Genomic DNA, 24,929 nt, shown 5'->3' on the forward strand with positions numbered 1-24,929 from the left:
GGCCCCTTCCGGACACCTCCCACGGGGGCCTCGCGGTCGCCGCCGGGCACCCCCGCGCAGTCCCGGGACAGACCGAAGGGCTCGCCCCCCGTGGGAGTGCGAGCCCTTCGTCAGTTGTACAGAAGAACGACGCTTTCAGTCGGCGCGTGCTTCAGCCGGTCGCGAGCCGGACCATGTCCGCCTGCGGCCCCTTCTGACCCTGCGAGATCTCGAAATCGACCCGCTGACCCTCTTCCAGGGTGCGGTAGCCGTCCATCTGAATCGCGCTGTAGTGGACGAAAACATCCGCACCACCGTCGACCGCGATGAAGCCGTACCCCTTCTCCGCGTTGAACCATTTGACGGTGCCCTGAGCCATGCCTAACTCCCCTATTACTGGCCCTTGCACAGATCCACACTTCGCGGATCCGGGTCAGACCTCACCCCCCGGTTGGCTTGGGGGCGTGCGCCGGAACGCGTCGACCGCGGCTGAATGTATCTGTCCAACTGCCGTCTGCAACAGGTCAGTCGGACGAGAATTCCGGACGTGCGGGATCCGGAATGTGGCGAGAATTCGCCTGAATTGAGGGCAAGTCGGGCCCTACATAAGCCGCAAAAGCCACGAAAGAGGCGCGCACATTGGCTGCTTCTTGTCGGGCGTGGGGCGGAGAGAAAAGACGCCGGATCCGTGGATCAGGACCGGGTTCCCCAACTGTACCGCGCTCAACCACATTGAATTGCCCCCTCCGCTTCTATCGCGGAGAGGGCAATTCGATGAACGCTCGGTAATCGCTGTTACCGACGGTTACTACCGATGGGTACTGAACACGGGTCAGCCGCCGGCGACGGCCGGGATGATCGAGACGCCCGCACCGTCCGGAGTCACCGTCTCCAGACCCTGCTCGAACCGGACGTCGTCGTCGTTCACGTACACGTTGACGAACCGGCGCAGCTTGCCCTGGTCGTCCAGGATCCGGGCGGCGATGCCGGTGTGGTTCTTCTCCAGATCGGAGACGACCTCGCCGAGGGTGCCGCCCTCGGCCTTCACCTCGGCGGCGCCACCCGTGTAGGTGCGGAGGATGGTGGGGATGCGGACGGTAACGCTCATGACTTTCGACCTCCGGTCAGGCGGAGCGCCCCCGAAGGGGCGCGGGGCTGCTGGATCGTGCGGCTGCCGCCGGGTGGGCTGCGACCAGCCCCGCGACCCGCGCACGGACATCAGATTCTCAGCCGAGACCCGCGTCCCGGAACGACTCCAGGTTCGGGCGGATGGTCGCGGTCAGACCGGTGCCGGCCACCGCGTCCAGCGTCTTCAGGCCGTCGCCGGTGTTCAGCACGACGGTGGTGAGCGTCGGGTCGAGAAGACCGTTCTCGATCAGCTTGCGCGTCACGCCCACCGTCACCCCGCCGGCGGTCTCCGCGAAGATGCCCTCGGTCCGCGCCAGCAGCTTGATGGCGTCGACGACCTGCTCGTCGTCCACGTCCTCCACCGCACCGCCGGTGCGCCGCGCGATGTCGAGGACGTACGGGCCGTCCGCCGGGTTGCCGATGGCCAGCGACTTGGCGATGGTGTTCGGCTTCTGGGGGCGGACCACGTCGTGCCCGGCCTTGTAGGCGACGGACACCGGGGAGCAGCCCTCGGCCTGCGCGCCGAAGATCTTGTACGGCCTGTCCTCGACGAGTCCGAGCTTGATCAGCTCCTGGAGACCCTTGTCGATCTTCGTCAGCTGGGAGCCGGAGGCGATCGGCACGACCAGCTGGTCCGGCAGCCGCCAGCCGAGCTGCTCGCAGATCTCGTACGCCAGCGTCTTGGAGCCCTCGGCGTAGTACGGCCGCAGGTTGACGTTGACGAAGCCCCAGCCCTCGCCCGCCGGGTCGCCGATGAGCTCGGAGCAGAAGCGGTTGACGTCGTCGTAGTTGCCCTCGATGCCGACGAGCTCGCCGCCGTAGATCGCGGCCATGACGACCTTGCCCTGCTCCAGGTCGTGCGGGATGAACACGCAGGACCGGAAGCCCGCCCGGGCGGCGGCGGCGCCGACGGCACCGGCCAGGTTGCCCGTGGAGGAGCAGGACAGAGTGGTGAATCCGAACGCGCGGGCGGCCTCGATGGCCTGGGCGACGACCCGGTCCTTGAAGGAGTGCGTCGGGTTGCCGGAGTCGTCCTTGACGAAGAGCTTGCCGGCGTCGACGCCCAGTTCACGGGCGAGGTTGTCGGCCTGGACGAGCTTGGTCCAACCAGGGTTGATGTTGGGCTGGTCGGCCACGTCCGCCGGGACGGGCAGCAGCGGCGCGTAGCGCCAGATGTTCGCGGGTCCCGCCTCGATGCGCTTGCGGAGCTCCTCCGTGTCGTAGGAGGAGAAGTCGTAGGCGATCTCGAGCGGGCCGAAACATTCCTCGCAGGCGAAGACCGGGCCGAGGGGCACGCGGTGTCCGCACTCGCGGCAGCTCAACGCAGTGGCCGGACCGAGGTCGACAGCAGAGGACGTCGTAGAGTCGGTGGTGCTTGCAACAGTCTGCGCAGCCATGTGAGGCGAGGCCCTTTCTCCTCATCTTTCTCACGACGCATCTCGCCGTGAGACGGATTTGGCACCTTCCCGAGCCGGGAGCCTCGCGGAGCGGTCACCACGTGGATCGGTGAGCGTTACGAGACCGGCTGGAGGGTTGCCGGGGCTTCATCGGGCCGTATCCCTCTGCCCCTCTGGATGAGCGGTATGAAGTTGTGAACGGGAGCGACCTCGGACATGCGATGGTCATCCGCGTTGTTCAAGACTGTAACCGAAGGCCAGGACAGTTGAGATAGTCGTCCGTACCGCGAGATGGATCACACGGTCACGTCCTGTGCACCCGGTGTGATCAAGACAGTGAGGAGCCGCAGACTGTGCTTCAAGAAACTGAGCGCTGGCTGGCCACCCGCTCCTGGTCCGCGACCGATCGTCCGCTGCACCGGATCCTGGCCGCGAAGCGCGCCACCAACCAGTCGGTGTCCGTCGTCCTGCCCGCGCTGAACGAGGAGGAGACGGTCGGTGACATCGTCGCGATCATCCGTCACGACCTCATGCACCAGGTCCCGCTCGTCGACGAGATCGTGGTCGTCGACTCGGGATCGACCGACCGCACGTCGGAGGTGGCCGCGGCGGCCGGCGCGCGGGTCGTCCACCGGGACGACATCCTGCCGCGGATACCGGCCGTGCCCGGCAAGGGCGAGGTCCTGTGGCGCTCCCTGCTGGTCACCACCGGGGACATCGTCTGTTTCATCGACGCCGATCTGAGGGAGTTCTCCTCGGACTTCGTCTCGGGGATCGTCGGCCCGCTGCTCACCGACCCCGGGGTGGACCTGGTCAAGGGCATGTACGACCGTCCGCTGGGCGGCGCGGCCGGCCAGGGCGGCCGGGTCACCGAGCTGATGGCCCGCCCGCTGCTCAACATGCACTGGCCGCAGCTGGCCGGGTTCGTGCAGCCGCTGGGCGGCGAGTACGCGGCCCGCCGCGGTCTGCTGGAGCAGCTGCCCTTCCCCGTCGGTTACGGCGTGGAGCTGGGCATGCTGGTCGACGCCCTGCACCTGGTGGGCCTGGACGCCCTCGCCCAGGTCGACATCGGCGTGCGCAAGCACCGTCACCAGGACGGACAGGCCCTGGGCCGGATGGCGGCGGCCATCTACCGCACCGCCCAGCTCCGGCTGGCCCGCGGGCACCTGATCCGCCCGTCCCTCACCCAGTTCGAACGGAGCACGGACGGCTTCGAGCCGCGCACCTACTCCGTGGACACCGAGGAACGGCCGCCGATGGCGGAGATCGCGGAGTACGCGACCCGCAAGGTCGCGTGAACCGTCGGACGGGCCGTACACGGCAACAGCGCCGATAACGGCTGTATCCAGCCAGACGCGGCGATATACCGCCGGACACGGCCCGTCCACGCAGCGCGACCGTACGTTTGAGCGTTTCCCGACCGGGCTAGGTTGAGGCGTATGGCTTCCACGCACGACACTGCCCCGACCGCCGAGGTGCTGGTCGCGTCCAACCGCGGCCCGGTCTCCTACGAAGTGCGCGAGGACGGCTCGCTGCACGCGAAACGCGGCGGCGGCGGGCTGGTCTCCGGCCTGTCGGCCATCGGCCCCGACGCGGGCGCCCTCTGGGTGTGCTCGGCCCTCTCCGACGGCGACCGGGAGGCGGTCCTGCGCGGGGTCGGCGAGGAGGGCGTGCGCATGCTGGCCATTCCGGCCGACGTGCACGCCGACGCGTACAACGGCATCGCGAACTCCGTGCTCTGGTTCGTCCACCACCTGCTCTACCAGACGCCGCTGGAGCCCGCCTTCGACGCGGAGTTCCGCCGGCAGTGGGCGTCGTACGAGGCCTACAACCGGGCGTTCGCGGAGGCGCTGGCCCAGGAGGCGGCCGACGGCGCGGCCGTCCTCGTCCAGGACTACCACCTGTGCCTGGTGCCGGGGATGCTGCGTGAGCTGCGCCCGGACCTGCGCATCAGCCACTTCTCGCACACGCCGTGGGCGCCGGTGGACTACTTCGCGCTGCTCCCGGGGGACGTCCGCGAGCAGTTGCTGCGCGGGATGCTCGGCGCGGACCGCCTGGGCTTCCTCACCCGGCGCTGGGCGGACGCGTTCTCCGCCTGCTGCACGGAGTTCGTGGGCGGTCCCGGCCGGACGCGGATCGGCGTGCACGGCCTCGGCGCGGACGCCGACTTCCTGCGCGAGCGCTCGCACCGGCCGGACGTCGACGAGCGCATGGCGGCGCTGCGCGCGGAGATCGGCGAGGGGCGCAGGACGATCGTCCGGGTCGACCGCACCGAACTCTCGAAGAACATCGTGCGCGGGCTGCTGGCCTACCGGCAGCTGCTCGACGACCACCCGGAGTGGCGCGAGCGGGTCGTCCACGTGGCCTTCGCCTACCCCTCCCGCCAGGACCTCGCCGTCTACCGCGACTACATGACCGAGGTACAGCGCCTGTCCGAGGAGATCAACGACGCCTACGGCACGCCCGGCTGGACCCCGGTCCTGCTGAACCTCAAGGACGACTTCGCCCGCTCCCTCGCCGCCTACCGGCTGGCCGACGTGGCCCTGGTGAACCCGATCCGCGACGGTATGAACCTGGTCGCCAAGGAGGTGCCGGTCGTCTCCGACGAGGGCTGCGCGCTGGTGCTGTCCCGGGAGGCGGGGGCCTACTGGGAGCTGCGCGAGGACGCGATCACGGTGAACCCGTACGACGTCCTGGAGACCGCCGACGCCCTGCACGAGGGGCTGACCATGAAGCCGGGGGAGCGGGCCGAGCGCACGAAGCGGCTGTCCGCCGCGGCGACCGCGCTTCCCCCGGCCCAGTGGTTCCTGGAGCAGCTGAACGCCCTGCGGGAGATTCAGCCGAGCTGACCGGCCAGCTCCCGCAGCAGGCTCACGACCCCGGCGGGCCCGGCGACGACGAGGTCGGCGCGCTCCGCCAGTTCGCCGACCTCGGTGCTGCCGCTGCACACCAGCAGCCCGGGAACGCCGTCCGCGCGGAGTTTCTCCACGGCGGCGAAGGCGGGCAGGTCGCCGAGGTCGTCACCGGCGTACAGGACGGACCGCGCGCCGGTCTCGCGGACGTGCTCCAGCAGGGCGACGCCCTTGTCCATGCCCGGCGGGCGCAGCTCCAGGACCATCCGGCCGGGTTCGACGATCAGGCCGTGCCGGCCGGCCAGGTCGGTGAGCGGGGCGCGCAGGGCTTCGAAGGCGGCCCGGGGGTCGTCGGCGCGACGGGTGTGGACGGCCACGGCCCGGCCGCCCTTCTCCTCGACGGCGACGCCCGGCGGGTCCCCGGCGGCGGCCAGGACCCGCGGGAGTTCGGCGCGGACCGCGGCCACTCCCGGGTGCGGTGGCGGGGCGCTGAGGGCGCCGGTGCGGGCGTCCCAGCGTTCGGCGCCGTAGTGGCCGAGGACGCAGAGGTGCTCCAGTCCCTCGGCCCCGGCGAACCCGCCGTGCCGGACGGCGACCTCGGCGGGCCGTCCCGTGATGACGGCGACTGCGGCGACCTTCGGCGCGAGGGCCGTCAGCACCGGGACGGCGTCGGGGTGGGCCCGGGCGTCCGCCGGGTTCTCGACGATCGGGGCGAGGGTGCCGTCGAAGTCGAGCGCGACGAGGGTGGTGGAGGGCCGGCCGAGAATCGCGTCGAGCGCGGCGCGGCCCGCCGGTGTGACCGGAACCGGAAGGGGGAGAGGTTCGGGTTCCGTGGAGTGCGTCTCGTGGGTGCCCATACGGCGACGATAGCCAACGCACGCCCGCGGCTAACGCTCCCCCCGCCTCGCCTCCCGCACCCTGCGCAGTCTGTTCACCGTGACCGGGTCGTGGGCCAGGGCGCGGGGGTCGTCCAGGAGGGCGTTGAGGAGTTGGTAGTAGCGGACCGGGGACAGGTCCAGTTCCTCGCGTATCGCCCGTTCCTTCGCGCCGGGGCCGAGGAACCCGCGCCGCTCCAGGGCGAGGACGTCCCGCTCCGCCGCCCCCAGCTCGTCCGCTTCCGCTCGCCGCTCCATGTCCGCACGGTAACGCCCGCCACCGACAGCGGCCCGGCGGCCCGGTGTGCTGTGCCCCGGCGGCTCAGCCGTCGGAGCCGGATTCCAGGGTCGTGGCCGTGGTCTGGAGTTCGCCCAGGACGCCCGCCGGGTCGCCGTTCGCGGTCACGGCCCGGCCGATCCGCTTCTTGATCTCCGCGCTGACCCTCGCCCAGGAGGTCCGTCCGACGGGATAGGTCTCGGAGAGCGGGAGCTGCTCCAGGAAGGGCTTGAGGTCGGCGTCCTCCTTGGCCGCCTCCATGACCTGGGAGGCCGAGTTGGTGACCGGCAGCAGATCGTACTCACGGGAGAAGTCGAGGACGTTCTTCTCGCTGTAGACGTAGTCGAGGAAGTCGCCGACCTGTTCGGCGTGGCCGTTCTGCTTGAAGGCGGTCATCCAGTCGGCGACGCCCATGGACACCTTGGTCGGGCCTGCGACGCCGGGCATCGGCACCATGCCGAACTTCACGCCCTTGCTCTCTGCCGCCTTCATCAGCGAGGGGTGCCCGTTGAGCATGCCCACGTCGCCGGCGGCGAACGCGGCGAAGGCGGCGGCCCGGTTCAGCTTGTCCGGCGCGACCGGCCCGGTGAGGCCCTTGCCGACCAGCTCGTCCTTCAGCCAGTCGAAGGTCTCGACGTTCTCGGTTGGAGTCGATGCTGTAGGCGCTGACGGTCTGGGTGTAGCCACCCCCGCCGCTGAGCATCCACTGGAGGGTCTCCGCCTGCGCCTCCTCGGAGCCGAGGGGCAGCGCGTACGGGTACTTCACGCCCTCGTCCTTGAGCGCCTCCGCGTCCTCGGCGAGCTCGGCCCAGGTGGTCGGCGGGGTCAGACCGGCCTTGGCGAAGAGGGTCTTGTTGTAGAACAGCAGTCGTGTGGAGGAGGCGAACGGCATGCCGTACTGCACCCCGTGCACCTCGCCCGCGTCGGCGAGCCGGGAGACGAAGTCGGCCTCGACGGGGATGGAGAGCACGTCGCTCACCTTGTAGAGCCGGTCGGCGGCCGCGTAGTCGGCGTAGGCGCCGATCTGGGCCATGTCGGGGGCCTTGCCCGCGTCGACCATCGCCTTGACCTTGGCGTCCACGTCGTTCCAGGAGTAGACGCTCACGTCGACGGTGACTCCGGGGTGGTCCTTCTCGTACGCCTCGACGAGCTTGTCCCAGTACTTCTGCGAGCTGTTGGCGCTGCTGTCGCCGTAGTCGGCGGCGACGAGTCTCAGCGTGACGTCGTCGGAGTCTCCGGACAGTCCGCAGCCGGTGAGGACCGCGGCCATGCCGAGGGCGGACACCCCCGCGACCGTTCCCGTGATCGTTCCTGACTTCCGCGCCCGCCGCTGCACCGTGAGGCTCCCAACTGATTGATCATACCAATGGACCGTTATCCGGATTAAGGTCTACACCACCCATGTGGACTAGACCTCTTTCGGGCCTCCGGGGCGGCACGGTACCCCCCACACCCGTGAGTGGACTAGACCTCTTACCGGTCCTCGGTCCACACTGTCCCCGTGAGACATGTCATCGCCCTCGACGTGGGCGGCACCGGGATGAAGGCCGCCCTGGTCGGCGCGGACGGCGCCCTGCTGCACCGGGCCCGCCGGCCCACCGGCCGTGAGCGCGGACCCGACGCGGTCGTGGCCGGCATCCTCGACTTCGCCGCCGAGCTGCGCGCCCACGGCGTCCGGCAGTTCGGCGAGCCCGCGGCCGCGGCCGGCGTCGCGGTGCCTGGCATCGTCGACGAGACGAACGGCGTCGCCGCCTACGCCGCCAACCTGGGCTGGCGGGACATACCCCTGCGCGCCCTGCTCGCCGACCGCCTCGGCGCGCCCGTCGCCCTCGGGCACGACGTGCGCACCGGCGGCCTGGCCGAGGGCCGGATCGGTGCCGGCCGGGGCGCGGACCGCTTCCTCTTCGTGGCGCTCGGCACCGGCATCGCGGGCGCGATCGGCGTCGACGGCCGGGTGGAGGCGGGCGCCCACGGCTTCGCGGGCGAGATCGGCCACATCGTCGTACGGCCCGGCGGAGTCCCGTGTCCGTGCGGACAGCGGGGCTGCCTGGAGCGTTTCGCCTCGGCGGCGGCGGTCAGCGAGGCATGGGCGGCGGCCTGCGGGGATCCGGGGGCGGACGCCGCGGACTGCGCGAAGGCCGTCGCGTCCGGCGACCCGAACGCCGTCCGGGTCTGGCAGACGGCCGTGAACGCGCTCGCCGACGGCCTGGTCACCGCCCTCACTCTGCTGGACCCGCGCACCCTCGTCATCGGTGGCGGCCTCGCGGAGGCGGGGGAAACCTTGTTCACACCACTACGGGACGCGGTCCGCCGGCGGGTGACCTTCCAGAAACTGCCGGCGATCGTCCCGGCGGCCCTGGGCGACACCGCCGGCTGCCTGGGCGCGGGCCTCCTGGCCTGGGATCTCCTCGACACAACCGACGGCATGGAGGTATCACCCTGATGGCCACCCCCCTAGGGGCGCGGGGAACTGCGCGACCAGCCACCACGCACCCGCAGCCCGCGACCGGCGCACGGAGGCGGGTGCTCACCGGCGCCAGGGTGGTACTCCCCACCGGCACGGTGCCCGGCGGCCGCGTCACGATCGACGGCACGAAGATCGTCGACGACGCCCCGCACCGGACCCCGGACGGGGACGTCGTCGACGTGACGGGCCACTGGCTGGTCCCCGGCTTCGTCGACCTGCACAACCACGGCGGCGGCGGGGCCTCCTTCTCCGGCACCGCCGAGGACGTGCAGAAGGCCATCCACACCCACCGTCTGCACGGCACCACCACCCTCGTCGCCTCGACCGTCACCGACGACATGGACTTCCTGGTCCGCCAGGCCGGTCTGCTCAGCGAGCTGGCCGAGCAGGGCGACCTGGCCGGCATCCACTTCGAGGGCCCCTTCATCTCGCCGTGCCGCAAGGGCGCGCACTCCGAGGCCCTGCTGCGCGACCCGGACCCGGCCGAGGTGCGCAAGCTGATCGACGCGGCGCGGGGCCGGGCGAGCATGGTCACCCTCGCGACGGAACTCCCCGGCGGCCTGGACTCCGTACGACTGCTCGCCGAGCACGGCGTGATCGCCGCCGTCGGGCACACGGACGCGACGTACGAGCAGACGGTCCAGGCCATCGAGGCCGGGGCCACCGTCGCCACGCACCTCTTCAACGCGATGCCGCCGCTCGGCCACCGCGCCCCCGGCCCGATCGCCGCGCTCCTGGAGGACGAGCGGGTGACGGTCGAGCTCATCAACGACGGCACCCACCTGCACCCGGCCGCCCTGGAGCTGGCGTTCCGGCACGCCGGTCCGGGCCGGGTCGCGTTCATCACGGACGCGATGGACGCGGCCGGCATCGGCGACGGCCGCTATCTGCTCGGCCCGCTGGAGGTCGAGGTCAGCGAGGGCGTGGCCCGGCTGGTGGAGGGCGGCTCGATCGCGGGCTCCACCCTCACCCAGGACCGCGCCTTCCAGCGGGCGGTGACGATCGACCGGCTGCCGGTCGAGGACGTGGTGGCCGCGCTGTCCGCGAACCCGGCCCGGCTGCTGGGCATCGACGACAGGGTGGGCTCGCTGGAGCCCGGCAAGGACGCCGACCTGGTCCTGCTGGACGAGAACTTCGACCTCAAGGGCGTGATGCGCAAGGGGGATTGGGTGGTCGATCCCCAACTGGCGTGAAACGTCCCCCCCCGTTATGTTCTTCGCGGTCCTGCAATGGGGCTGCTGGCCTCCGGGCCCGGTATGACTGTGTCCCCTCTGTCGAAGGAATGACCTGGGGGGTGGTGTCGCCGGGGCCGTGGGGTGCCGTCGGAGACGCTGATGAGAGACCCGGCCACCGCCCGGTCCGGCGCAATGCCGGGCACAGACGTGGGCGGCAGGTCTGCATAACGTGGATGCGCGAGCACGGTGCCACCGCCCTGGCCGGCACGGTCAACGACCTGGAAAGGCTGCGATGTTCGACATCGAAGGCGTGGGCGTCTTCCTCGGGATGGACGTCGGCAAGACCGCTCACCACGGTCACGGGCTCACCCCGGCTGGGAAGAGGGTCTTCGACAAGCCGATGCCCAACAGCGAGCCGAAGCTGCGGGCCGTCTTCGACAAGCTCAAAGCCAAGTTCGGCACCGTCCTGGTGATCGTGGATCAGCCCGCCTCGATCGGGGCTCTGCCGCTGACCGTCGCCCGCGACACCGGATGCGAGGTCGCTTACCTGCCCGGACTCGCGATGCGGCGGATCGCCGACCTCTATCCGGGCGAGACGAAAACCGACGCGAAGGACGCGGCAGTGATCGCCGACGCGGCCCGGACGATGCCTCACACGCTGCGCTCGCTGGAGCTGACCGACGAGATCACCGCCGAGCTCACGGTGCTGACCGGCTTCGACCAGGACCTCGCGGCCGAGGCCACCCGCACCAGCAACCGGATACGCGGCCTGCTCACGCAGTTCCACCCCAGCCTCGAGCGCGTGCTCGGACCCCGGCTCGACCACCCGGCTGTCACCTGGCTCCTCGAGCGCTACGGTTCCCCGGCAGCTCTGCGGAAAGCCGGCCGCCGCAGACTCGCCGAACTCATCAGGCCCAAGGCCCCGCGCATGGCCGCGCGGCTGATCGACGACATCTTCGACGCCCTCGACGAACAGACCGTCGTGGTCCCAGGAACCGGCACCCTCGACATCGTGATCCCGTCCCTGGCCGCCTCGCTCGCCGCGGTCCACGACCAGCGCCGGGCACTGGAAGCCCAGATCAGCAGCCTGCTGGAGGCCCACCCTCTTCACCCGGTCCTGACCTCGATGCCGGGCATCGGAGTCAGGACCGCCGCAGTCCTACTGGTCACCGTCGGAGACGGGACCGCCTTTCCCAGTGCCGCCCACCTCGCCTCTTACGCCGGCCTCGCCCCCACGACGAAGTCGTCGGGGACCTCGATCCACGGCGAACACGCACCCAGAGGCGGAAACCGGCAGCTCAAACGTGCGATGTTCCTCTCCGCCTTCGCCTGCATGAACGCCGACCCGGCCTCCCGCACCTACTACGACCGGCAAAGAGCGCGCGGAAAGACCCATACCCAGGCCCTCCTCCGACTCGCCCGCCAACGCATCAGCGTCCTGTTCGCCATGCTCCGTGACGGCACCTACTACGAGTCCAGAACGCCCGCCATCACCCTCGCCGCATGACACCCCAAACACCCGCACACCAGGCACCACGTCCTTGACGAAGGACATAGAGACACCCCCCCGCACAGGAACGGTGGCCGACCCGCGCTCTGGGCCGGTCGCCGTCTCTTTGGCATGATCAGGCCTCCGGAAGTCGGAAGGTTCCGGGAACCGTTCATGTACGCATGCCAGCCGGGGGAGGCCGCCAGGTGATCCTCACCGTCACCCTGAACACCGCTCTCGACCTCACCTACCGTGTGCCCGCGCTGCGGCCGCACGCCTCGCACCGGGTGACCGACGTGCGGGAACGGCCCGGCGGCAAGGGGCTGAACGTCGCCCGGGTGCTGGCCGCCCTCGGCCACGAGGTGACGGTGACCGGCTTCGTCGGCGGCCCCACCGGCCGGGCCGTCCAGGACCGGCTCACCGGTACGGCCGGGGTGCTGGACGCGTTCGTCCCGGTCGCCGGGACCACCCGCCGCACGGTCGCGGTCGTCGACGCCCGCACCGGCGACACGACCCAGCTCAACGAACCCGGCCCGGTGATCGCACCGGCCGAGTGGTCCGCCTTCCAGGAGGCGTACGAGGAACTGCTCGTCGGCGCCGACGCGGTGGCCCTGTGCGGCAGTCTTCCACCGGGGGTGCCGGTGGGCGCGTACGCGGTGCTGGTGCGGCGGGCACGGGCCGCGGGTGTCCCCGTGCTGCTGGACACGAGCGGTGAGCCGCTGCGCCGCGGCGTCGCCGCCCGCCCGGACATCGTCAAACCGAACGCCGCGGAGCTGGCCGAACTCACCGGCTCGCACGAGCCGCCCGGCGCCGTCCAGGACGCCCGTCGGCGCGGGGCGCGGTCCGTGGTGGCCTCGCTCGGTCCCGGGGGCCTGATCGCGGCCACCCCGGAAGGCCGTTGGCGAGCCGCTCCGCCCGCCCGCGTCCACGGCAACCCGGCCGGCGCCGGTGACTCCGCGTCCGCCGGGCTGCTCTCCGGCCTGGTCGAACGGCTGCCCTGGCCGGACCGCCTGGCCCGCGCCCTCGCCCTGTCCGCGGCGACCGTACTGGCCCCGGCGGCGGGTGAGTTCGACCGCGCGGCCTACGAGGAGCTGCTCGGGCGGGTCAGGGTGACCGCAGAGGCCGCCGCGGCCTGAGCCCGGGGGCTCACCTCGTGACCTGGCCCGCCTTCACCCACAACTGGTCCAGCAGGACGTTGCACTTGTCGCCGTCCTGGCAGGAGAGGGTGAGCGTGTTGGTGCCCTTGGTGAGCGTGGGATACGTGAAGCTCGTCGTCCAGCCCTTGACGAAGTCGCCGGCTGCCGCCTTCGCGTAATTCTTCAGCGGGAACTTGGTGCCGAACGTCTTGCCGTTGACCGTGAGCGTCATTTCCTGGTCTTCACCCGGCACGCTGTAGTGCGCGAAGAGGGTGTAGGCGCCGTCCGACGGGATGCCGTTCACCGTCCAGGTCACGGAGTTGCCGACCTGGTTGAGGTTGCCCACGTAGACGCCGCCGGCCGCCTGCGCCCCTTCGACGTCCGAGGCCAGCGCGGCACTGCCGCCGAGGTTCAGCGCCTTCGCGTCGACCGTGGGCACTTCGGCCTCGTTCGCGTCGTCGCCGGCCGACTCGCTGGGCGAGGGGCTCGCCGAGGCGGAGGCCGGGGTGGACGCCTGGTCGCCGGCCTTGTCGTCGTCGCCGGAGTCACCGTTGGCCATGGCCACCACGATGCCGATCACGACCGCGGCGACCACCGCGACCGCGCCGATCAGCAGGCCCTTGGTGTTGGGTCCCCGACCGCGTCCGCCGCCGTTCTGCGCGGGCTGGCGGCCGGTGGAGGGGCCGCCGCCGAAGTTCTCGGGCGCGGCGTAGTGCGCGCTCGGCTGGCCGTACGCGCCCTGCTGCTGAGGGACCGTGGGCGGCTGCCCGTACTGCGCGGTCTGCTGCTGTCCGTTACGGCGCTCGCCGACCGCGCGCACTCTGCTGACCGAGTTGGGGTAGCCGTAGCCACCACCGGAGGGCGGCTGCGCGCCGTTGGCCTGGCCGTCGGCGTAGAGGTAGCCGAACGGGTCGTCGTCCTCGGGCGTGCTCGCGCCGTTGTTGCCGGACGTCATCCCTTGGTACTCCTCAGCAGGTGCGGGTCGGATGCGATGGTGCGGTCAGACTGGCGAGCCTACCCGCTTCCGATGGCCCGAACAGGTGACTCTGATCGCATCAGCTCGCTGACCTGGTGATCATCCCGCACGCCGGTGCTGTTTGGGACGAGATCGTTTCTCGACGTACATGCGTTCGTCGGCGGACTTCAGCACTTCGTCCGCGGTCATCCCGCAATGTGCCCAGCCGATGCCGAAGCTCGCGCCCACCCGCACGGCCCGGCCCTCGGCGCGGATCGGCTGGATGATCTCGTTGCGCAGCCGTACGGCGAGGTCGGCCGCGTCGGCGCGGCCGAGGCCGTCGGCGAGGATCACGAACTCGTCGCCGCCGAGCCGGGCGACCGTGTCGCCGTCGCGGACCTGGCGGGAGAGCCGGCGGGCGACCTCGATGAGGACCGCGTCGCCCGCGTTGTGGCCGAACCGGTCGTTGATCGACTTGAAGCCGTCGAGGTCGCAGAAGAGGACCGCGAGCCCCTTGGCGCCGTCGTCGCGGCCCTCCTCCGGGGCCGCGGTGTGCACATGGTGGTCGTAGCCGTCGAAGGTCTCGGTGCCGCCGGGCCGGTAGTCGAAACCGTGCCCATTGGCGTCGAAGGCGGCGTGACCGTAGGCCGTGTCCATGGCGTCGACGGCGGCGGGGAGGGTGGACTGCGGGCGCTGACAGAGCCGGGCGGAGAGCCGCGAGCGCAGTTCGGCGGAGTTCGGCAGGCCGGTGAGGGAGTCGTGCGAGGCCCGGTGGGCGAGCTGGAGCTCGCGGCGCTTGCGGTCCTCTATGTCCTCGACGTGGGTGAGGAGGAAGCGGGGCCCGTCGGCGGCGTCCGCGACGACGGAGTTGCGGAGGCTGACCCAGAGGTAGGTGCCGTCCCGGCGGCCGAGGCGGAGCTCGGCGCGTCCGCCCTCGGCGGACGTGCGCAGCAGGGTGCCTATGTCCTCGGGGTGCACGAGGTCCGAGAAGGAGTAACGGCGCATCGCGGAGGCGGGGCGGCCCAGCAGGCGACACAGGGCGTCGTTGGTCCGGAGTATCCGTCCGTGCTGGTCGCCGCCCATCTCGGCTATCGCCATGCCGGAGGGGGCGTACTCGAAGGCCTGCCGGAAGCTTTCCTCACTGGCGCGCAGGGCCTGCTGATCGCGCTCGAGCCGGACCAGTGCCCGCTGCATGTTCGCACGTAGACGCGCGTTGCTCACCGCGATGGCGGCCTGGAAGGCGTACATCTGGAGGGCTTCGCGCCCCCACGCGCCGGGCCGCCGGCCGTTGCGCGGCCGGTCCACGGACAGGACGCCTATCAGCTCACCGCAAGCGCCTCCGCTACCGGGCACGGCGGGCATGTACATCGGGGCGAAGAGGCGGTCCGAGGGGTGCCACTCGTCTTCGAAGCGGGGCGCGGGTCCGTCGGTGTACCACTGGGGCACGTCGTCGTCGTCGAGGACCCAGCCCTCGGTGTGCGGTATGAAGATCAGGTCGCCCCAGGCCTCACCCATGGCGAGGCGCCGGTCCCAGGATTCACGCGAGCCGACCCGGCCCGTGATGAGGGCCTCGGCAGCCGGATTGCCGGCGAAGGCGGCGACCACGAGATCGCCGTCGGGGCGCACGAGATTGACGCACGCCAGCTCGTACCCGAGTGCCGTGACCACGCCGTCGGCGACGGTCTGCAAGGTGTCGGCCAGACTGCGGGCCGTGTTCATGTCGGCCATGACCTGGTGCAGCTGTCGCAGGGACGCAAGGCGGACGTAGGGCTCCGACTCGGTCTCCATATGTTTCGCCCTCCCCCCGAGACTTCGCAGCGAATCAAGGGTTGTCTTCGGCGTAACGTCGCTTCTGGTGCTCTGTTGTCTGTGTGTGTCTCCTTGTGACGCCTCCGCCACTGAATCACAGCGCGCTGCCCACTCGGTACACAGGGTCAACAATTAGTGCTTCTTGTGACTCAAGTCACAGCTGAACGTGAACATTTGAGTGGAGTTTCCGCGTTTTCCTGTGTGTTTCCTGAACACGCACAGGCACGAACAGGTCCGGGCGGGCGCCGAACGGGATCCGGGGCCGATCGGTCCACGGTCCTACGACCGTACTCGGGCGGAGGTCCGATGCGGCGGACACCGGACGGACACTAGCGTTTCTGACATGTCCCCAGACCTACTCGAGCCGGCCGCGCTCACCACCGTGTCCGAGACTCCCTCCAGGCATGCTGAGGGAGTGAGCAACGACGAGTTCCGCGCCGCCATGTCCCGGCTCGCCGACGGCGTGGTCCTGGTGACCGCCCGGGAAGCGTCCCTCGACCCGGACGACCCCGGGGCGCCCGACGGCGAGGACGTCGGCATGACCGCGACGGCGTTCATGTCGGTCTCCCTGGACCCGCCCCTGGTCCTGGTCGGTCTGCGCACGGGCTCCCGCATGGACGACCTGCTCGACGAGCAGCCCCTGTGGGCGGTGTCGGTGCTCTCCGAGAACCAGCGGCACATCGCGGGCCGCTTCGCCATGAAGGGCCGTATCAGCGACCGGCTGCTCTTCGAGGACCTCCCCCGCGTCCGCGGCGAGGTCACCGGCGCGCCCCTGGTCGACGGCGCCCTGGCGACCCTGGAGTGCCGCACCGAGCAGCGGGTCACGGCCGGCGACCACACCCTGGTGATCGGCCGCGTGCTCACCGCGTCGGCGCCGAACGCGGACGGCGGCCCGCTGATGTATTTCCGGGGCCGTTACCGCCAGTTGGGGTGACACGGGAAATGCCGTGGCCACCGGACGAACGGTCCGCCTAGGCTGCCCGCATGAAGACGTCAGGGCCCCGCCTCGAGAAAGTCACCCCCTCGAATTTCGAGGCCGCGACCGGCATTCGGGTACGCCCCGGCCAGGAGTTCGCGGTCTCTCCGGTGATGCAGTCGCTCGCGGAGGCCCATGTCCATCCCGCGGGGGTCGCCTGGCCACGGCTGATCGTGGACGGCGACCGTCCCGTCGGCTTTCTGATGGCCTTCCTCGACATCGACTGGAACGGCCGCGGCGACGGCGGCCCGATCCGCTCCGGGCTGTGGCGGCTGAACATCGCCGCCGCCGAACAGGGCCGCGGCTACGGCCGGTTCGCCGTGGAGTCCGTCGCAGCGGAACTGCGCCGCCGGGGCACCGCGGAGATGTACGTGACCTGGCACGAGGGCGAGAACGGCCCCGCGGATTTCTATCTCGGACTGGGCTTCCGGAAGAGCGGGGAGACCAGCGAGGGGGAGACGGTCGGCGTCCTCGCCCTGGACTAGCCACCGCTCCCGTTCGCAGGGCACGCCGAACAGGTCGCGCCGCGCCTCCCACCGCCGGGGCCGGAAGGTCCCGGCGGATCAGCCCCAGTCCCGGCCGTCCCGGCCGCGCTTCGTCTGCGAGCGCTGCTTCTTCTCCCGCAGCCGGCGCTCGTTGATCCCGCGCGGGATCCGGGTGGGCCGGCGCGGCTTGGGCGGCGGGGCGGTGGCCTCCGCGAGGAGCGCCGCGAGGCGCACGGCGGCGGTCTCGCGGTTGCGCCACTGGGAGCGGTGCTCGGAGGAGCGGACGGTGACGACGCCTTCGACCAGCCGACCGGCCAACCGCTCGAGCGCCCGCGCCTTCCACACCTCGGGCAGGGCCTCGGTGCGCGCGAGGTCGAAGCGGAGCTCCACCTGCGAGTCGCTGGTGTTGACGTGCTGCCCGCCCGGCCCCGAAGACCGCGAGAAACGCCACATGAGCTCGGCCTCGGGAAGCGAGACGGAGCCGCGGACGAGATAGGGACCAGACATGCCGACCATGTTCCCGCTCGTGGCGTCCCCACGTCACGCGAATATCCGCGGAACCCGTCACGGGGTCATCTTGGTAAAGAAAGTAAAGAAGCGCGGTGTGGCGGGGAACCTTCAGCACCCTTCGCTGCGTTCATAGGGATAGCTGTAGCTTCGTGCCCGTACGAAGCCCCCGTACGAAGTCGTACGCAACGAGGGAAGGACTCCCAACCATGGCTGTAAGCCTGTCCAAGGGTGGCAACGTCTCGCTCACCAAGGAGGCTCCGGGCCTGACCGCCGTCACCGTGGGCCTCGGCTGGGACGTCCGCACCACCACCGGCACGGACTTCGACCTCGACGCCTCGGCGATCGCGGTCAACCCCCAGGGCAAGGTCTACTCCGACGGTCACTTCGTCTTCTTCAACAACAAGCAGACGCCGGACCAGACCATCGTCCACACGGGCGACAACCGCACCGGCGAGGGCGCGGGCGACGACGAGGCGATCAACGTCAACCTGGCCGGTCTCCCGGCCGACGTCGAGAAGATCGTCTTCCCGGTCTCGATCTACGACGCGGAGAACCGCTCGCAGAACTTCGGCCAGGTCCGCAACGCCTACATCCGCATCGTCAACCAGGCCGGCGGCGCCGAGATCGCCCGCTACGACCTCTCGGAGGACGCGGCCACCGAGACGGCCATGGTCTTCGGCGAGCTCTACCGCAACGGCGCGGAGTGGAAGTTCCGCGCGGTCGGCCAGGGCTACGCGTCGGGCCTCGTGGGTATCGCCCAGGACTTCGGCGTGAGCGTCTGAGTCCTGCGCCCACGCGCACGCCTCATCGGAGCCCTCGGCCACCGGCCGGGGGCTCCGCGGGCTTCAGCGGGCGAGCTCGGCCGGTTCGTCCAGCCGGGTCAGCTTCCGCGGGTTCCTCATCAGATAGACCCGGGTGATCAGGCCGTCCTCCACCACGACGCTCACCACGGTCGGCTCGCCCTCGATCTCGAACCGGCCCGCGGGCGCCCCGTTGAGCCACACGGTCGTCGTCTCGAACGCGGCCACGGCCGGCCGGCCCGCCCGCGCGAGCAGCGCCGCCACCGACTCGACCCCGTGGACCGGGGCCTGCACCGCGGGCGCGATCCCGCCGCCGTCGGCGATCAGCACCACGTCCGGCGCCATCACCTCCATCAACTCGTGCAGCCGCCCGGTGCGCAAGGAGGCCAGGAACCGCTCCACCACGACCTGCTGTTCCGTCCGGCTCACCTGCATCCGCGGCCGCCGGGCCGCCACGTGCTCGCGGGCCCGCCGCGCGATCTGCCGTACCGCGGCCGAGGACTTGCCCGTCGCCTCGGCGATCTCGCCGTACGCCAGGTCGAAGACCTCACGGAGCACGAACACCGCCCGCTCCGTCGGCCCGAGCGTCTCCAGGACGGTCAGCATCGCGATCGAGACGCTCTCCGCGAGCTCGACGTCATCGGCGACATCAGGGCTGGTCAGCAGCGGCTCCGGCAGCCACTCGCCCACGTACTCCTCGCGGCTGCGCGACAACGCGCGCCGCCGGTTGAGCGCCTGCCGGGTGACGATCCGGACGAGGTACGCCCGCGGGTCACGCACCTGGGCGTGGTCTACGTCGGCCCACCGCAGCCAGGACTCCTGAAGCACGTCCTCGGCGTCGGCGGCCGACCCGAGCAACTCGTAGGCGACCGTGAACAGCAGACTGCGATGGGCGACGAAAGGGGACTCGGTCATACCGTCGACGCAGCCCGGGACTCCGCAGGACGCGCCGCCAGCGGAAGCTCGCACACCTCGGAGTAGCCCTGCGACGTGATCCCGTGCGCGGTGTTGCTCCTGGTCGACAGGTTGGCGAAGCCGATGAACAGGGTGAGTTCGACCAGCGCCGCCGGGCCGAGCCGCTCGAGCAGCCGCGCCGACAGCTCGTCGGTGACGGTCGTCGGCGTGTTCGTCATGGCCTCGGCGTACTCCAGCACGTCCCGCTCCAGCGGCGTGAACACGTCCGCCTCCCGCCAGCGCGGTACCTGGCTCGCCTTGGTCAGGTCCAGGCTCTGGTTCAGCGCCATGAAGTAGTTGATGTCGAGGCACCAGCTGCACCCGACCTGCGCGGCGACGGCCATGTGCGCGAACGTCTTGAGGCTCTCGTCGGCCGCGTTCCACGACGCCACCTTCTCCGAGATCTCCTGGCTGGACAGAGCAACCTCGGGGTTGTTGAACACCACCTCGAGGGGCTCGGGCACGGCGCCGAGCTGTTTGATCAGATCCTCCCGCATCTCGGTCGGAAGCTCGGCCTTCGGGATACGCGGTGTCATGCTGTTCTCCTTGTCCGGCGGCCCGTTGGGCCTGTCGGGCTCGTGGGCTCGTGGGCTCCTTGGGCCGTGGGCCCGTTGCCACCCGTCTGTTCGGCCTGTTCGTCGTGTTCGATGTGTTCGTCGTGTTCTTCGTGTTCGTCGTGTTCGGCATGAAGACACCGCAGGCGACGCGGATGTGACACCGGGCAGGACCGCCGCGTGCGGCCGGGGCCGCCCGACTAGCGTGCTGTCCATGCTCCTCAGCCCGCTCCCGCTCACCGCCGACCACGACATCCCCGGGCCCCTGCTCACCGAACTCACCGCTCTCTACGCCTCCCAGCACGCGTTCCACGCCCTCAGCGGCGACTTCCCGGACCCGGACGACATCCGGCCGGAGCAGGTGGCGGCGGCGCTCGCCCGCGAGTTGGCGCACGAGGGTGTGGAGGTACTGCTCGCCCGCAGCCGGGGCCGGCTGGTGGGGGTCGTGGTCACGCTCGACCGGCATCCCGACCCGGCCGATCCCGATCCGTGGGTCGGGTTGCTGATGGTGGACGCGGCCGCGCAGGGGCAGGGCCACGGCAGGCGGATCGTCCAGCAGGTCGAGGACCGCTTCCGGGCGGCCGGTCGCGACGCCCTACGGCTCGCCGTGCTCGACGCCAACGGCACGGGGCTCGCCTTCTGGACCGCCCTCGGGTATCAGGTCATCGGTCACCGGCCCGACCTTCGACTCGGCCGGCCCTGCGCCGTGTTGCGCAAGCCGCTGCGCAGGTCCCGGCGTGCGGCCCGGGTCGCCGTCGTCGATCCGCAGGGCGCCGTCCTGCTCTTCCGCTATCACGACGCCGACGTCGGCATCCACTGGGCGCTGCCCGGCGGCGGGCTGGAGGAGGGCGAGTCGCCGCCCGAGGGGGCGCGGCGCGAACTGCGCGAGGAGACCGGGTGGGCGGACCTGGAGCCGGGACCGCTGCTGTGCACCTGGGAACACGACTTCACGCGCATGGGCATCCTGGTGACCCAGTACGAGCACATCTACGTCTCCCCCGGCCCGCGTCGCGAACCCGGCGGGGCCGACCTCGCGGCCGAGCACGCCAGGGACGGCATCCTCGGCTGGCGCTGGTGGACGCGTGAGGAGCTCGCGCGGGAGGCGGAGCCGGTGTGGCCGCCCGGCCTCGCCCGGCTGCTCGACGCGTGGGAGGCGGAGAGCGGCCACCGTCGTCCGGGTCCGGGTCCGGGTCCGCACCCGGCGTGACGGCTCACGGGTGCGCGGGCTTGCCCTCCCCGTACAGCCAGTCCGCCCAGATCGTGTCGAAGTCCTCGTCCGGCGCCTGTTCCTCGACGTAGGCCGTGAAGTCGTCGGTCGCGGCGCTGCCGTGGCGGTGGGCGGCGGCCCAGCCCTGGACGATGTCGTGGAAGGCGTCGTCGCCGACCGTCTGACGGATCCGGTGGATCACCATCGCGCCGCGCAGGTAGACGGGGGTGTCGGAGACGTGTGCCGCGCTCGTCGGCTTCGCGGGCGGGAACGCCCACAGGTCCTCGTACTCGTCCTCGCCGTGGCCGTACAGCTCCGTGAAGGTCTCCTCCGCCGTGGCGCCGCCCTCGTCCTCCGTCCACAGCCACTCGGCGTAGGTCGCCAGGCCCTCGTTGAGCCACATGTCCTGCCAGCTCTTCGGCGTGACGGAGTCGCCGAACCACTGGTGGGCGGTCTCGTGGACGAGGGTCACGGTGTCGGGGGCGCCGGGGTAGACGGGACGGTTCTGGGTCTCCAGGGCGTATTCGACGTCCTCGGGGCGCTCGACGATCGCCCCGACGGAGGAGAACGGGTAGGGGCCGAAGCGGTACTCCGCCCATTCCATGACCTCGGGGAGCCGGGCGAGCACCTTGCGGCTCGCGGCCACCTGGGACGGATCCACGGCGACGTACACCGGCAGCCCGCCCTTCGCCGCAGAGCCGGTGCCGGTGCCGGTGGAGCGAGGGACGGTGGAGCGGGTGACGGTGTAGCGGCCGATCGCGAGGGTCGCCACATAGCTCGCCATCGGTTCGGCGGTGTGCCAGGCGAAGGTCGTGCGGCCGTCGTCCGTTGTCGTCGTACGGCGCAACTCGCCGTTGGAGACGGCCGTCAGGCCCTTCGGGACGGTGACGGCGATGTCGTACGACGCCTTGTCGGAGGGGTGGTGGTTGCCGGGGAACCAGGCCATGGAGCCGGTCGGCTCGCCGAGGGCGAGCGCTCCGTCCGCGGTGCGCAGCCAGCCCTCCTTCGAGCCGTCGGGGTCGGTGATCGTCCGAGGGCTGCCGGAGTAGCGGACCCGGACCTCGAACGTCTTCCCGTCCGACAGGGCGCCGGACGGCCGGACGATCAGCTCCTGGCCTTCCCGCCGGAACTCGGCCGGATCGCCCCCGACGGTCACCTCCTCCACCTTCATGCCCGCCAGATCCAGGTCGAAGGCGGCGAGGTCCTCGGTCGCGCGGGCGGTGACGACGGCGGTGCCGGTGAGCTCGTCGCCGTCGGGGGTGTAGGCGAGGGTGAGGCCGTAGTGGGAGACGTCGTAGCCGCCGTTGCCCGCCTCGGGGAAGTACGGGTCACCGACGCCAGGCGCGCCCGAGACGTCCCGGGCCTGGGCGCCCGAGGTGTCCGGCGCGCCTTCGTCGTCGCACGCGGTCAGGGCGAGCACGAGCGTCGCGGCGGCCACCGCGGGGACAAGACGCACGGATCGGGACATGTCAGTGATCCTATGGGGACGACCGGCCTCGGCGCGGAGGCGTGACACCATCGCCTACGTGCTCGACATCGGCTACGCCCTCTCCAACCGCTTCCCGGACCCGCCGCAGAAGGACTACCGGCGCGCGGACGTCCACAGCCTCCGCCACGACCTGTTCTGCGGCGACGTCTATCTCGCCGACACCAAGGCGGACCGCGAGGTGTCCACAGCCTGGGGATGGGTGCCGGTGCTGGACTTCGCGTGGGCGCTGTGCGACATCGTGGAGCTGATCGACCAGGACCCGGCGGGCTCCCGGGCCTCCCGCCCGCAGTACGCCGAACTGGACTTCACCGAGTCCACCGACCGCATGCTGTTCGAGCGCCGCTTCGGGTGGGTGGACATCGCGGCCGACTGGATGCCGGTGGAGGAGCCTCCGCTCACCTTCTCCCACGCCGAACTCCGCCGCGAGGCCCGCGACTTCCTGCACGACCTCCTCGCCGACCTGACCGACCTGCACGAGGATTTGGCCGAGAACCCGGCGATCTGGACGCTGCAGGCCCGCTTCCCCCGGGTGGGCTAGCCTTCGACCCTGATTCCCAGCTCCGCCGCCAGCACGGGTGCCAGGTCCAGCAGCTGGGCCGCGCTGATCACCGCGCCCGACAGACGGTCCACGCCCCCCGCGAGGCCCAGTTCCACGGCTCCGCGCAGATCCACGTCCGCCAGGGCCGCCGCGGTGAAGTCGGCGGACTTCAGGGCGCAGTCGACGAACTCGACGCGTTCCAGACGGGCGCCGCCGAAGTCGGGCTCCACCAGGACGCAGGACTCGAAGACCACGTCCCGCAGCCGCGCCTGGCGCAGGTTCAGGTAGTCGATCTTGCCGCCGCGGATCACCACCCGTTCCAGGACGGCGCCGTACATCTGCGTCCCGCCCAGCCGGGCGTCGAGCAGCTCGACATCGCGCAGCGTCGCCTCCGCCAGGTCGGTGCCGACGCCGCGGATGCCGGCGAGGACCGAGTCGAGGAAGCGGCTGTGGCGCAGCCGCGTCTCGTCCAGCGCGCAGCCCGTCAGGGCGCAGTCCATGAAGCGGGCGCCCCCGCCGTCCTGCCCGGCGAGGTCCAGCTCGCGCAGCTCCACGCCGTCGTAGTCGCCGTCGGGCTCCAGCTCCCCGCCCCCGAACGGCTCCAGCGGCGGCAGCCGCACCTCCGGTCGCCGCGCGCCCTTGACCGCCGCACCGGTACCGCCGCCGGTCCTGCCACCGGTTCTCCCGGTCGTTCCTGTCCTCGCCATGCCCCCATGCTGCACCCCGCCACCGACAATCCCCGCCGCCCATCCCCTCCACGCGGGCGCGAACGCCCTTGACCTCGAGCAAGGTTCAGGTTGGAGGCTGGGAGAGGCCGGGCAACCGCCCGCCACCCACCACCCACCGGGGGATCCCTGTGCACGCCATCCGTCTCCATGCCTTCGGCCCCGCCGAGAACCTCCGCTACGAGGAGGTCGCCGACCCGGTGCCCGGTCCCGGCCAGATCCGCGTCGCCGTCGAGGCGGCGGGCGTCCACCTCCTGGACACCGCCCTGCGTGAGGGCCTCCAGGGCCCCGCCCCCGCGCCGACGGCCCTTCCCACCGTGCCCGGCCGGGAGATCGCCGGTGTCGTCGAGGCGCTCGGCGCGGGCACCCCCGACAGCTGGCTCGGCAGGCGCGTCGTCGCCCATCTCGGCTTCGCGCCCGGCGGATACGCGGAACGCGCCGTCACCGACGTCGACCGCGCGCACGAGATCCCGCCGCACCTGGACCCCGCCGCGGCCGTCGCGATGATCGGCACGGGCCGTACGGCGCTGGGCATCCTCCAGTTCGCCGAGCCGGGGCCCGCGTCCGTCGTCGTGGTCCCCGCGGCCGCGGGCGGCATCGGCACGCTCCTCGTGCAGTACGCCAAGAACGCGGGCGCGACCGTCGTCGGGCTGGCCGGCGGTCCGGAGAAGGTGGCCCGGGTCGCGGCGAACGGCGCCGATCTCGCCGTCGACTACACGGACACCGCCTGGCCCGCCGAGGTCCGCGCCCACCTGGGCGGCCGGTCCGCCGACGTCGTCTTCGACGGGGTGGGCGGCGACGTCGCCCGGGCGGCCGTCGCCCTCCTCGGTCCCGCGGGCAGGCACCTCGTCTTCGGCTGGTCCGCGGAGGGCGTCCGCGACGGGAAGGGCTACTTCGTCGAGGGGGTCTCCCGGTCGGTCCTGGGACCCGTGATGATCGAGAAGGCGGGCGGCCTGCGCGCCCTGGAGACCCGCGCCCTCGCCGAGGCGGCCGCCGGCCGGCTGACCCCGGCGGTGCAGACGTTCCCGCTCGCCGAGGCCGCCGCCGCACACCGGGCGCTGGAGACCCGCGGAACGGTGGGGAAGGTCGTCCTGGTGCCGTGACCCGCCAGGGACGACCGGCTCAAGGATGCGATAGGGGATGATTCATGGT

Annotated in this window: 25 protein-coding genes, 1 pseudogene and 1 riboswitch; of the genes and pseudogenes, 13 read left to right on the forward strand and 13 right to left on the reverse strand. The window is 71.3% G+C overall.

Translation table 11 applies throughout. The features are described 5' to 3' along the window. Positions 1-151 precede the first annotated feature (151 nt). The 3 genes from QF030_RS19845 to thrC form a co-directional block, all read right to left on the reverse strand. Positions 152-358: a cold-shock protein gene (locus tag QF030_RS19845; protein ID WP_007493268.1), complete on the reverse strand. Its 207-nt coding sequence runs from the start codon at positions 356-358 to the stop codon at positions 152-154. A 453-nt stretch (positions 359-811) separates the two neighbouring features. After that, the gene (locus QF030_RS19850) at positions 812-1,087 is read right to left on the reverse strand and encodes a MoaD/ThiS family protein (RefSeq protein ID WP_307164019.1); all 276 of its coding nucleotides are present in this window, start codon (positions 1,085-1,087) and stop codon (positions 812-814) included. Between the two features lie 118 nt (positions 1,088-1,205). After that, the gene (thrC, locus tag QF030_RS19855; protein ID WP_307164020.1) at positions 1,206-2,504 is read right to left on the reverse strand and encodes a threonine synthase; all 1,299 of its coding nucleotides are present in this window, start codon (positions 2,502-2,504) and stop codon (positions 1,206-1,208) included. An 18-nt stretch (positions 2,505-2,522) separates the two neighbouring features. Beyond that, a riboswitch (SAM riboswitch) is annotated at positions 2,523-2,688 on the reverse strand. Between the two features lie 169 nt (positions 2,689-2,857). Between thrC and QF030_RS19860 the strand changes: the two genes are divergently transcribed. Continuing rightward, positions 2,858-3,802 (forward strand): glucosyl-3-phosphoglycerate synthase, encoded by a 945-nt coding sequence (locus QF030_RS19860; RefSeq protein WP_307164021.1) that lies wholly within the window; start codon positions 2,858-2,860, stop codon positions 3,800-3,802. 141 nt (positions 3,803-3,943) lie between these two features. Then, positions 3,944-5,353 carry an alpha,alpha-trehalose-phosphate synthase (UDP-forming) gene (locus QF030_RS19865; protein WP_307164022.1) on the forward strand — a complete coding sequence of 470 codons (1,410 nt, stop codon included), beginning with the start codon at positions 3,944-3,946 and terminating at the stop codon, positions 5,351-5,353. On the opposite strand, the gene otsB is transcribed toward QF030_RS19865, so the two are convergent. The 3 genes and pseudogenes from otsB to QF030_RS19880 all read right to left on the reverse strand — a co-directional run bounded on the left by otsB (position 5,341) and on the right by QF030_RS19880 (position 7,844). Next, positions 5,341-6,213: a trehalose-phosphatase gene (gene otsB / locus QF030_RS19870; RefSeq protein WP_307164023.1), complete on the reverse strand. Its 873-nt coding sequence runs from the start codon at positions 6,211-6,213 to the stop codon at positions 5,341-5,343. The two genes, QF030_RS19865 and otsB, sit on opposite strands and share 13 nt — an antisense overlap. Before the next feature lie 30 nt (positions 6,214-6,243). Beyond that, positions 6,244-6,489, reverse strand: coding sequence for a DUF3263 domain-containing protein (locus tag QF030_RS19875; RefSeq protein ID WP_307164024.1), 246 nt, complete (start codon positions 6,487-6,489; stop codon positions 6,244-6,246). Positions 6,490-6,553: 64 nt separating this feature from the next. Continuing rightward, positions 6,554-7,844 (reverse strand): annotated as a pseudogene (locus QF030_RS19880) (ABC transporter substrate-binding protein). Between the two features lie 165 nt (positions 7,845-8,009). Here QF030_RS19880 and QF030_RS19885 point away from each other — a divergent pair. The 4 genes from QF030_RS19885 to QF030_RS19900 all read left to right on the forward strand — a co-directional run bounded on the left by QF030_RS19885 (position 8,010) and on the right by QF030_RS19900 (position 12,775). After that, positions 8,010-8,951, forward strand: a complete 942-nt coding sequence (locus QF030_RS19885; protein ID WP_307164025.1) for an ROK family protein — start codon at positions 8,010-8,012, stop codon at positions 8,949-8,951. Beyond that, a complete protein-coding gene (nagA, locus tag QF030_RS19890) occupies positions 8,951-10,168 on the forward strand; it encodes an N-acetylglucosamine-6-phosphate deacetylase (protein ID WP_307164026.1) in 1,218 nt (405 codons plus the stop codon). Before QF030_RS19885 ends, nagA begins: the two co-directional genes overlap by 1 nt. Before the next feature lie 274 nt (positions 10,169-10,442). Next, a complete protein-coding gene (locus QF030_RS19895) occupies positions 10,443-11,657 on the forward strand; it encodes an IS110 family transposase (RefSeq protein WP_307164027.1) in 1,215 nt (404 codons plus the stop codon). Between the two features lie 188 nt (positions 11,658-11,845). Beyond that, positions 11,846-12,775: a 1-phosphofructokinase family hexose kinase gene (locus QF030_RS19900; protein ID WP_307167628.1), complete on the forward strand. Its 930-nt coding sequence runs from the start codon at positions 11,846-11,848 to the stop codon at positions 12,773-12,775. Positions 12,776-12,785: 10 nt separating this feature from the next. Here QF030_RS19900 and QF030_RS19905 read toward each other — a convergent pair whose 3' ends face one another. Together QF030_RS19905 and cdgB are read right to left on the reverse strand one after the other, a co-directional pair. Continuing rightward, complete coding sequence (locus tag QF030_RS19905; protein WP_307164028.1) at positions 12,786-13,730, reverse strand: carbohydrate-binding protein; 945 nt, start codon at positions 13,728-13,730, stop codon at positions 12,786-12,788. 120 nt (positions 13,731-13,850) lie between these two features. Continuing rightward, a complete protein-coding gene (gene cdgB, locus QF030_RS19910) occupies positions 13,851-15,518 on the reverse strand; it encodes a diguanylate cyclase CdgB (protein WP_307164029.1) in 1,668 nt (555 codons plus the stop codon). A gap of 364 nt (positions 15,519-15,882) precedes the next feature. On the opposite strand from cdgB, the gene QF030_RS19915 reads away from it, so the two are divergent. Both QF030_RS19915 and QF030_RS19920 read left to right on the forward strand, forming a co-directional pair. Further along, positions 15,883-16,473 carry a flavin reductase family protein gene (locus QF030_RS19915; protein ID WP_307164030.1) on the forward strand — a complete coding sequence of 197 codons (591 nt, stop codon included), beginning with the start codon at positions 15,883-15,885 and terminating at the stop codon, positions 16,471-16,473. A 50-nt stretch (positions 16,474-16,523) separates the two neighbouring features. Beyond that, the gene (locus QF030_RS19920; protein ID WP_307164031.1) at positions 16,524-17,000 is read left to right on the forward strand and encodes a GNAT family N-acetyltransferase; all 477 of its coding nucleotides are present in this window, start codon (positions 16,524-16,526) and stop codon (positions 16,998-17,000) included. Between the two features lie 78 nt (positions 17,001-17,078). Here the strand turns inward: QF030_RS19920 and arfB are convergent, their stop codons facing one another. Then, positions 17,079-17,516 carry an alternative ribosome rescue aminoacyl-tRNA hydrolase ArfB gene (gene arfB / locus QF030_RS19925; protein WP_307164032.1) on the reverse strand — a complete coding sequence of 146 codons (438 nt, stop codon included), beginning with the start codon at positions 17,514-17,516 and terminating at the stop codon, positions 17,079-17,081. 200 nt (positions 17,517-17,716) lie between these two features. Here arfB and QF030_RS19930 point away from each other — a divergent pair, with 200 nt between their 5' ends. After that, positions 17,717-18,292 carry a TerD family protein gene (locus QF030_RS19930; RefSeq protein ID WP_121402233.1) on the forward strand — a complete coding sequence of 192 codons (576 nt, stop codon included), beginning with the start codon at positions 17,717-17,719 and terminating at the stop codon, positions 18,290-18,292. Positions 18,293-18,355: 63 nt separating this feature from the next. Here the strand turns inward: QF030_RS19930 and sigJ are convergent, their stop codons facing one another. Further along, entirely contained in the window at positions 18,356-19,225 is an 870-nt protein-coding gene (sigJ, locus tag QF030_RS19935; RefSeq protein ID WP_307164033.1) for an RNA polymerase sigma factor SigJ, read from the reverse strand. After that, entirely contained in the window at positions 19,222-19,800 is a 579-nt protein-coding gene (locus QF030_RS19940) for a carboxymuconolactone decarboxylase family protein (protein ID WP_307164034.1), read from the reverse strand. Before QF030_RS19940 ends, sigJ begins: the two co-directional genes overlap by 4 nt. 50 nt (positions 19,801-19,850) lie before the next feature. Between QF030_RS19940 and QF030_RS19945 the strand changes: the two genes are divergently transcribed. Together QF030_RS19945 and QF030_RS19950 are read left to right on the forward strand one after the other, a co-directional pair. Next, positions 19,851-19,979: a hypothetical protein gene (locus QF030_RS19945; RefSeq protein WP_307164035.1), complete on the forward strand. Its 129-nt coding sequence runs from the start codon at positions 19,851-19,853 to the stop codon at positions 19,977-19,979. A 53-nt stretch (positions 19,980-20,032) separates the two neighbouring features. Next, entirely contained in the window at positions 20,033-21,025 is a 993-nt protein-coding gene (locus QF030_RS19950; protein ID WP_307164036.1) for a GNAT family N-acetyltransferase, read from the forward strand. A gap of 4 nt (positions 21,026-21,029) precedes the next feature. Here the strand turns inward: QF030_RS19950 and QF030_RS19955 are convergent, their stop codons facing one another. Next, positions 21,030-22,493: a M1 family metallopeptidase gene (locus QF030_RS19955; protein WP_307164037.1), complete on the reverse strand. Its 1,464-nt coding sequence runs from the start codon at positions 22,491-22,493 to the stop codon at positions 21,030-21,032. A 58-nt stretch (positions 22,494-22,551) separates the two neighbouring features. Between QF030_RS19955 and QF030_RS19960 the strand changes: the two genes are divergently transcribed. Continuing rightward, positions 22,552-23,052 carry a hypothetical protein gene (locus QF030_RS19960; protein ID WP_307167629.1) on the forward strand — a complete coding sequence of 167 codons (501 nt, stop codon included), beginning with the start codon at positions 22,552-22,554 and terminating at the stop codon, positions 23,050-23,052. Here QF030_RS19960 and QF030_RS19965 read toward each other — a convergent pair. Then, a complete protein-coding gene (locus QF030_RS19965; protein ID WP_307164038.1) occupies positions 23,049-23,759 on the reverse strand; it encodes a pentapeptide repeat-containing protein in 711 nt (236 codons plus the stop codon). The genes QF030_RS19960 and QF030_RS19965 overlap by 4 nt on opposite strands. Before the next feature lie 149 nt (positions 23,760-23,908). Here QF030_RS19965 and QF030_RS19970 point away from each other — a divergent pair, with 149 nt between their 5' ends. Then, on the forward strand, positions 23,909-24,880 hold the full coding sequence (locus tag QF030_RS19970; protein WP_307164039.1) for a zinc-binding dehydrogenase: 972 nt from the start codon (positions 23,909-23,911) through the stop codon (positions 24,878-24,880). The last annotated feature ends 49 nt before the right edge of the window (positions 24,881-24,929 follow it).

This window comes from Streptomyces rishiriensis (assembly GCF_030815485.1).
Lineage (GTDB): Bacteria > Actinomycetota > Actinomycetes > Streptomycetales > Streptomycetaceae > Streptomyces > Streptomyces rishiriensis_A.

What these genes read in the sequence shown, in the direction of transcription:
- QF030_RS19845 (WP_007493268.1), bottom strand. Translation starts at nt 358, where the DNA reads ATGGCTCAGGGCACCGTCAAATGGTTCAACGCGGAGAAGGGGTACGGC.
- QF030_RS19850 (WP_307164019.1), bottom strand. Translation starts at nt 1,087, where the DNA reads ATGAGCGTTACCGTCCGCATCCCCACCATCCTCCGCACCTACACGGGT.
- thrC (WP_307164020.1), bottom strand. Translation starts at nt 2,504, where the DNA reads ATGGCTGCGCAGACTGTTGCAAGCACCACCGACTCTACGACGTCCTCT.
- QF030_RS19865 (WP_307164022.1), top strand. Translation starts at nt 3,944, where the DNA reads ATGGCTTCCACGCACGACACTGCCCCGACCGCCGAGGTGCTGGTCGCG.
- otsB (WP_307164023.1), bottom strand. Translation starts at nt 6,213, where the DNA reads ATGGGCACCCACGAGACGCACTCCACGGAACCCGAACCTCTCCCCCTT.
- QF030_RS19875 (WP_307164024.1), bottom strand. Translation starts at nt 6,489, where the DNA reads ATGGAGCGGCGAGCGGAAGCGGACGAGCTGGGGGCGGCGGAGCGGGAC.
- nagA (WP_307164026.1), top strand. Translation starts at nt 8,951, where the DNA reads ATGGCCACCCCCCTAGGGGCGCGGGGAACTGCGCGACCAGCCACCACG.
- QF030_RS19895 (WP_307164027.1), top strand. Translation starts at nt 10,443, where the DNA reads ATGTTCGACATCGAAGGCGTGGGCGTCTTCCTCGGGATGGACGTCGGC.
- QF030_RS19905 (WP_307164028.1), bottom strand. Translation starts at nt 13,730, where the DNA reads ATGACGTCCGGCAACAACGGCGCGAGCACGCCCGAGGACGACGACCCG.
- cdgB (WP_307164029.1), bottom strand. Translation starts at nt 15,518, where the DNA reads ATGGAGACCGAGTCGGAGCCCTACGTCCGCCTTGCGTCCCTGCGACAG.
- QF030_RS19915 (WP_307164030.1), top strand. Translation starts at nt 15,883, where the DNA reads ATGTCCCCAGACCTACTCGAGCCGGCCGCGCTCACCACCGTGTCCGAG.
- QF030_RS19920 (WP_307164031.1), top strand. Translation starts at nt 16,524, where the DNA reads ATGAAGACGTCAGGGCCCCGCCTCGAGAAAGTCACCCCCTCGAATTTC.
- arfB (WP_307164032.1), bottom strand. Translation starts at nt 17,516, where the DNA reads ATGGTCGGCATGTCTGGTCCCTATCTCGTCCGCGGCTCCGTCTCGCTT.
- QF030_RS19930 (WP_121402233.1), top strand. Translation starts at nt 17,717, where the DNA reads ATGGCTGTAAGCCTGTCCAAGGGTGGCAACGTCTCGCTCACCAAGGAG.
- sigJ (WP_307164033.1), bottom strand. Translation starts at nt 19,225, where the DNA reads ATGACCGAGTCCCCTTTCGTCGCCCATCGCAGTCTGCTGTTCACGGTC.
- QF030_RS19940 (WP_307164034.1), bottom strand. Translation starts at nt 19,800, where the DNA reads ATGACACCGCGTATCCCGAAGGCCGAGCTTCCGACCGAGATGCGGGAG.
- QF030_RS19950 (WP_307164036.1), top strand. Translation starts at nt 20,033, where the DNA reads ATGCTCCTCAGCCCGCTCCCGCTCACCGCCGACCACGACATCCCCGGG.
- QF030_RS19955 (WP_307164037.1), bottom strand. Translation starts at nt 22,493, where the DNA reads ATGTCCCGATCCGTGCGTCTTGTCCCCGCGGTGGCCGCCGCGACGCTC.
- QF030_RS19965 (WP_307164038.1), bottom strand. Translation starts at nt 23,759, where the DNA reads ATGGCGAGGACAGGAACGACCGGGAGAACCGGTGGCAGGACCGGCGGC.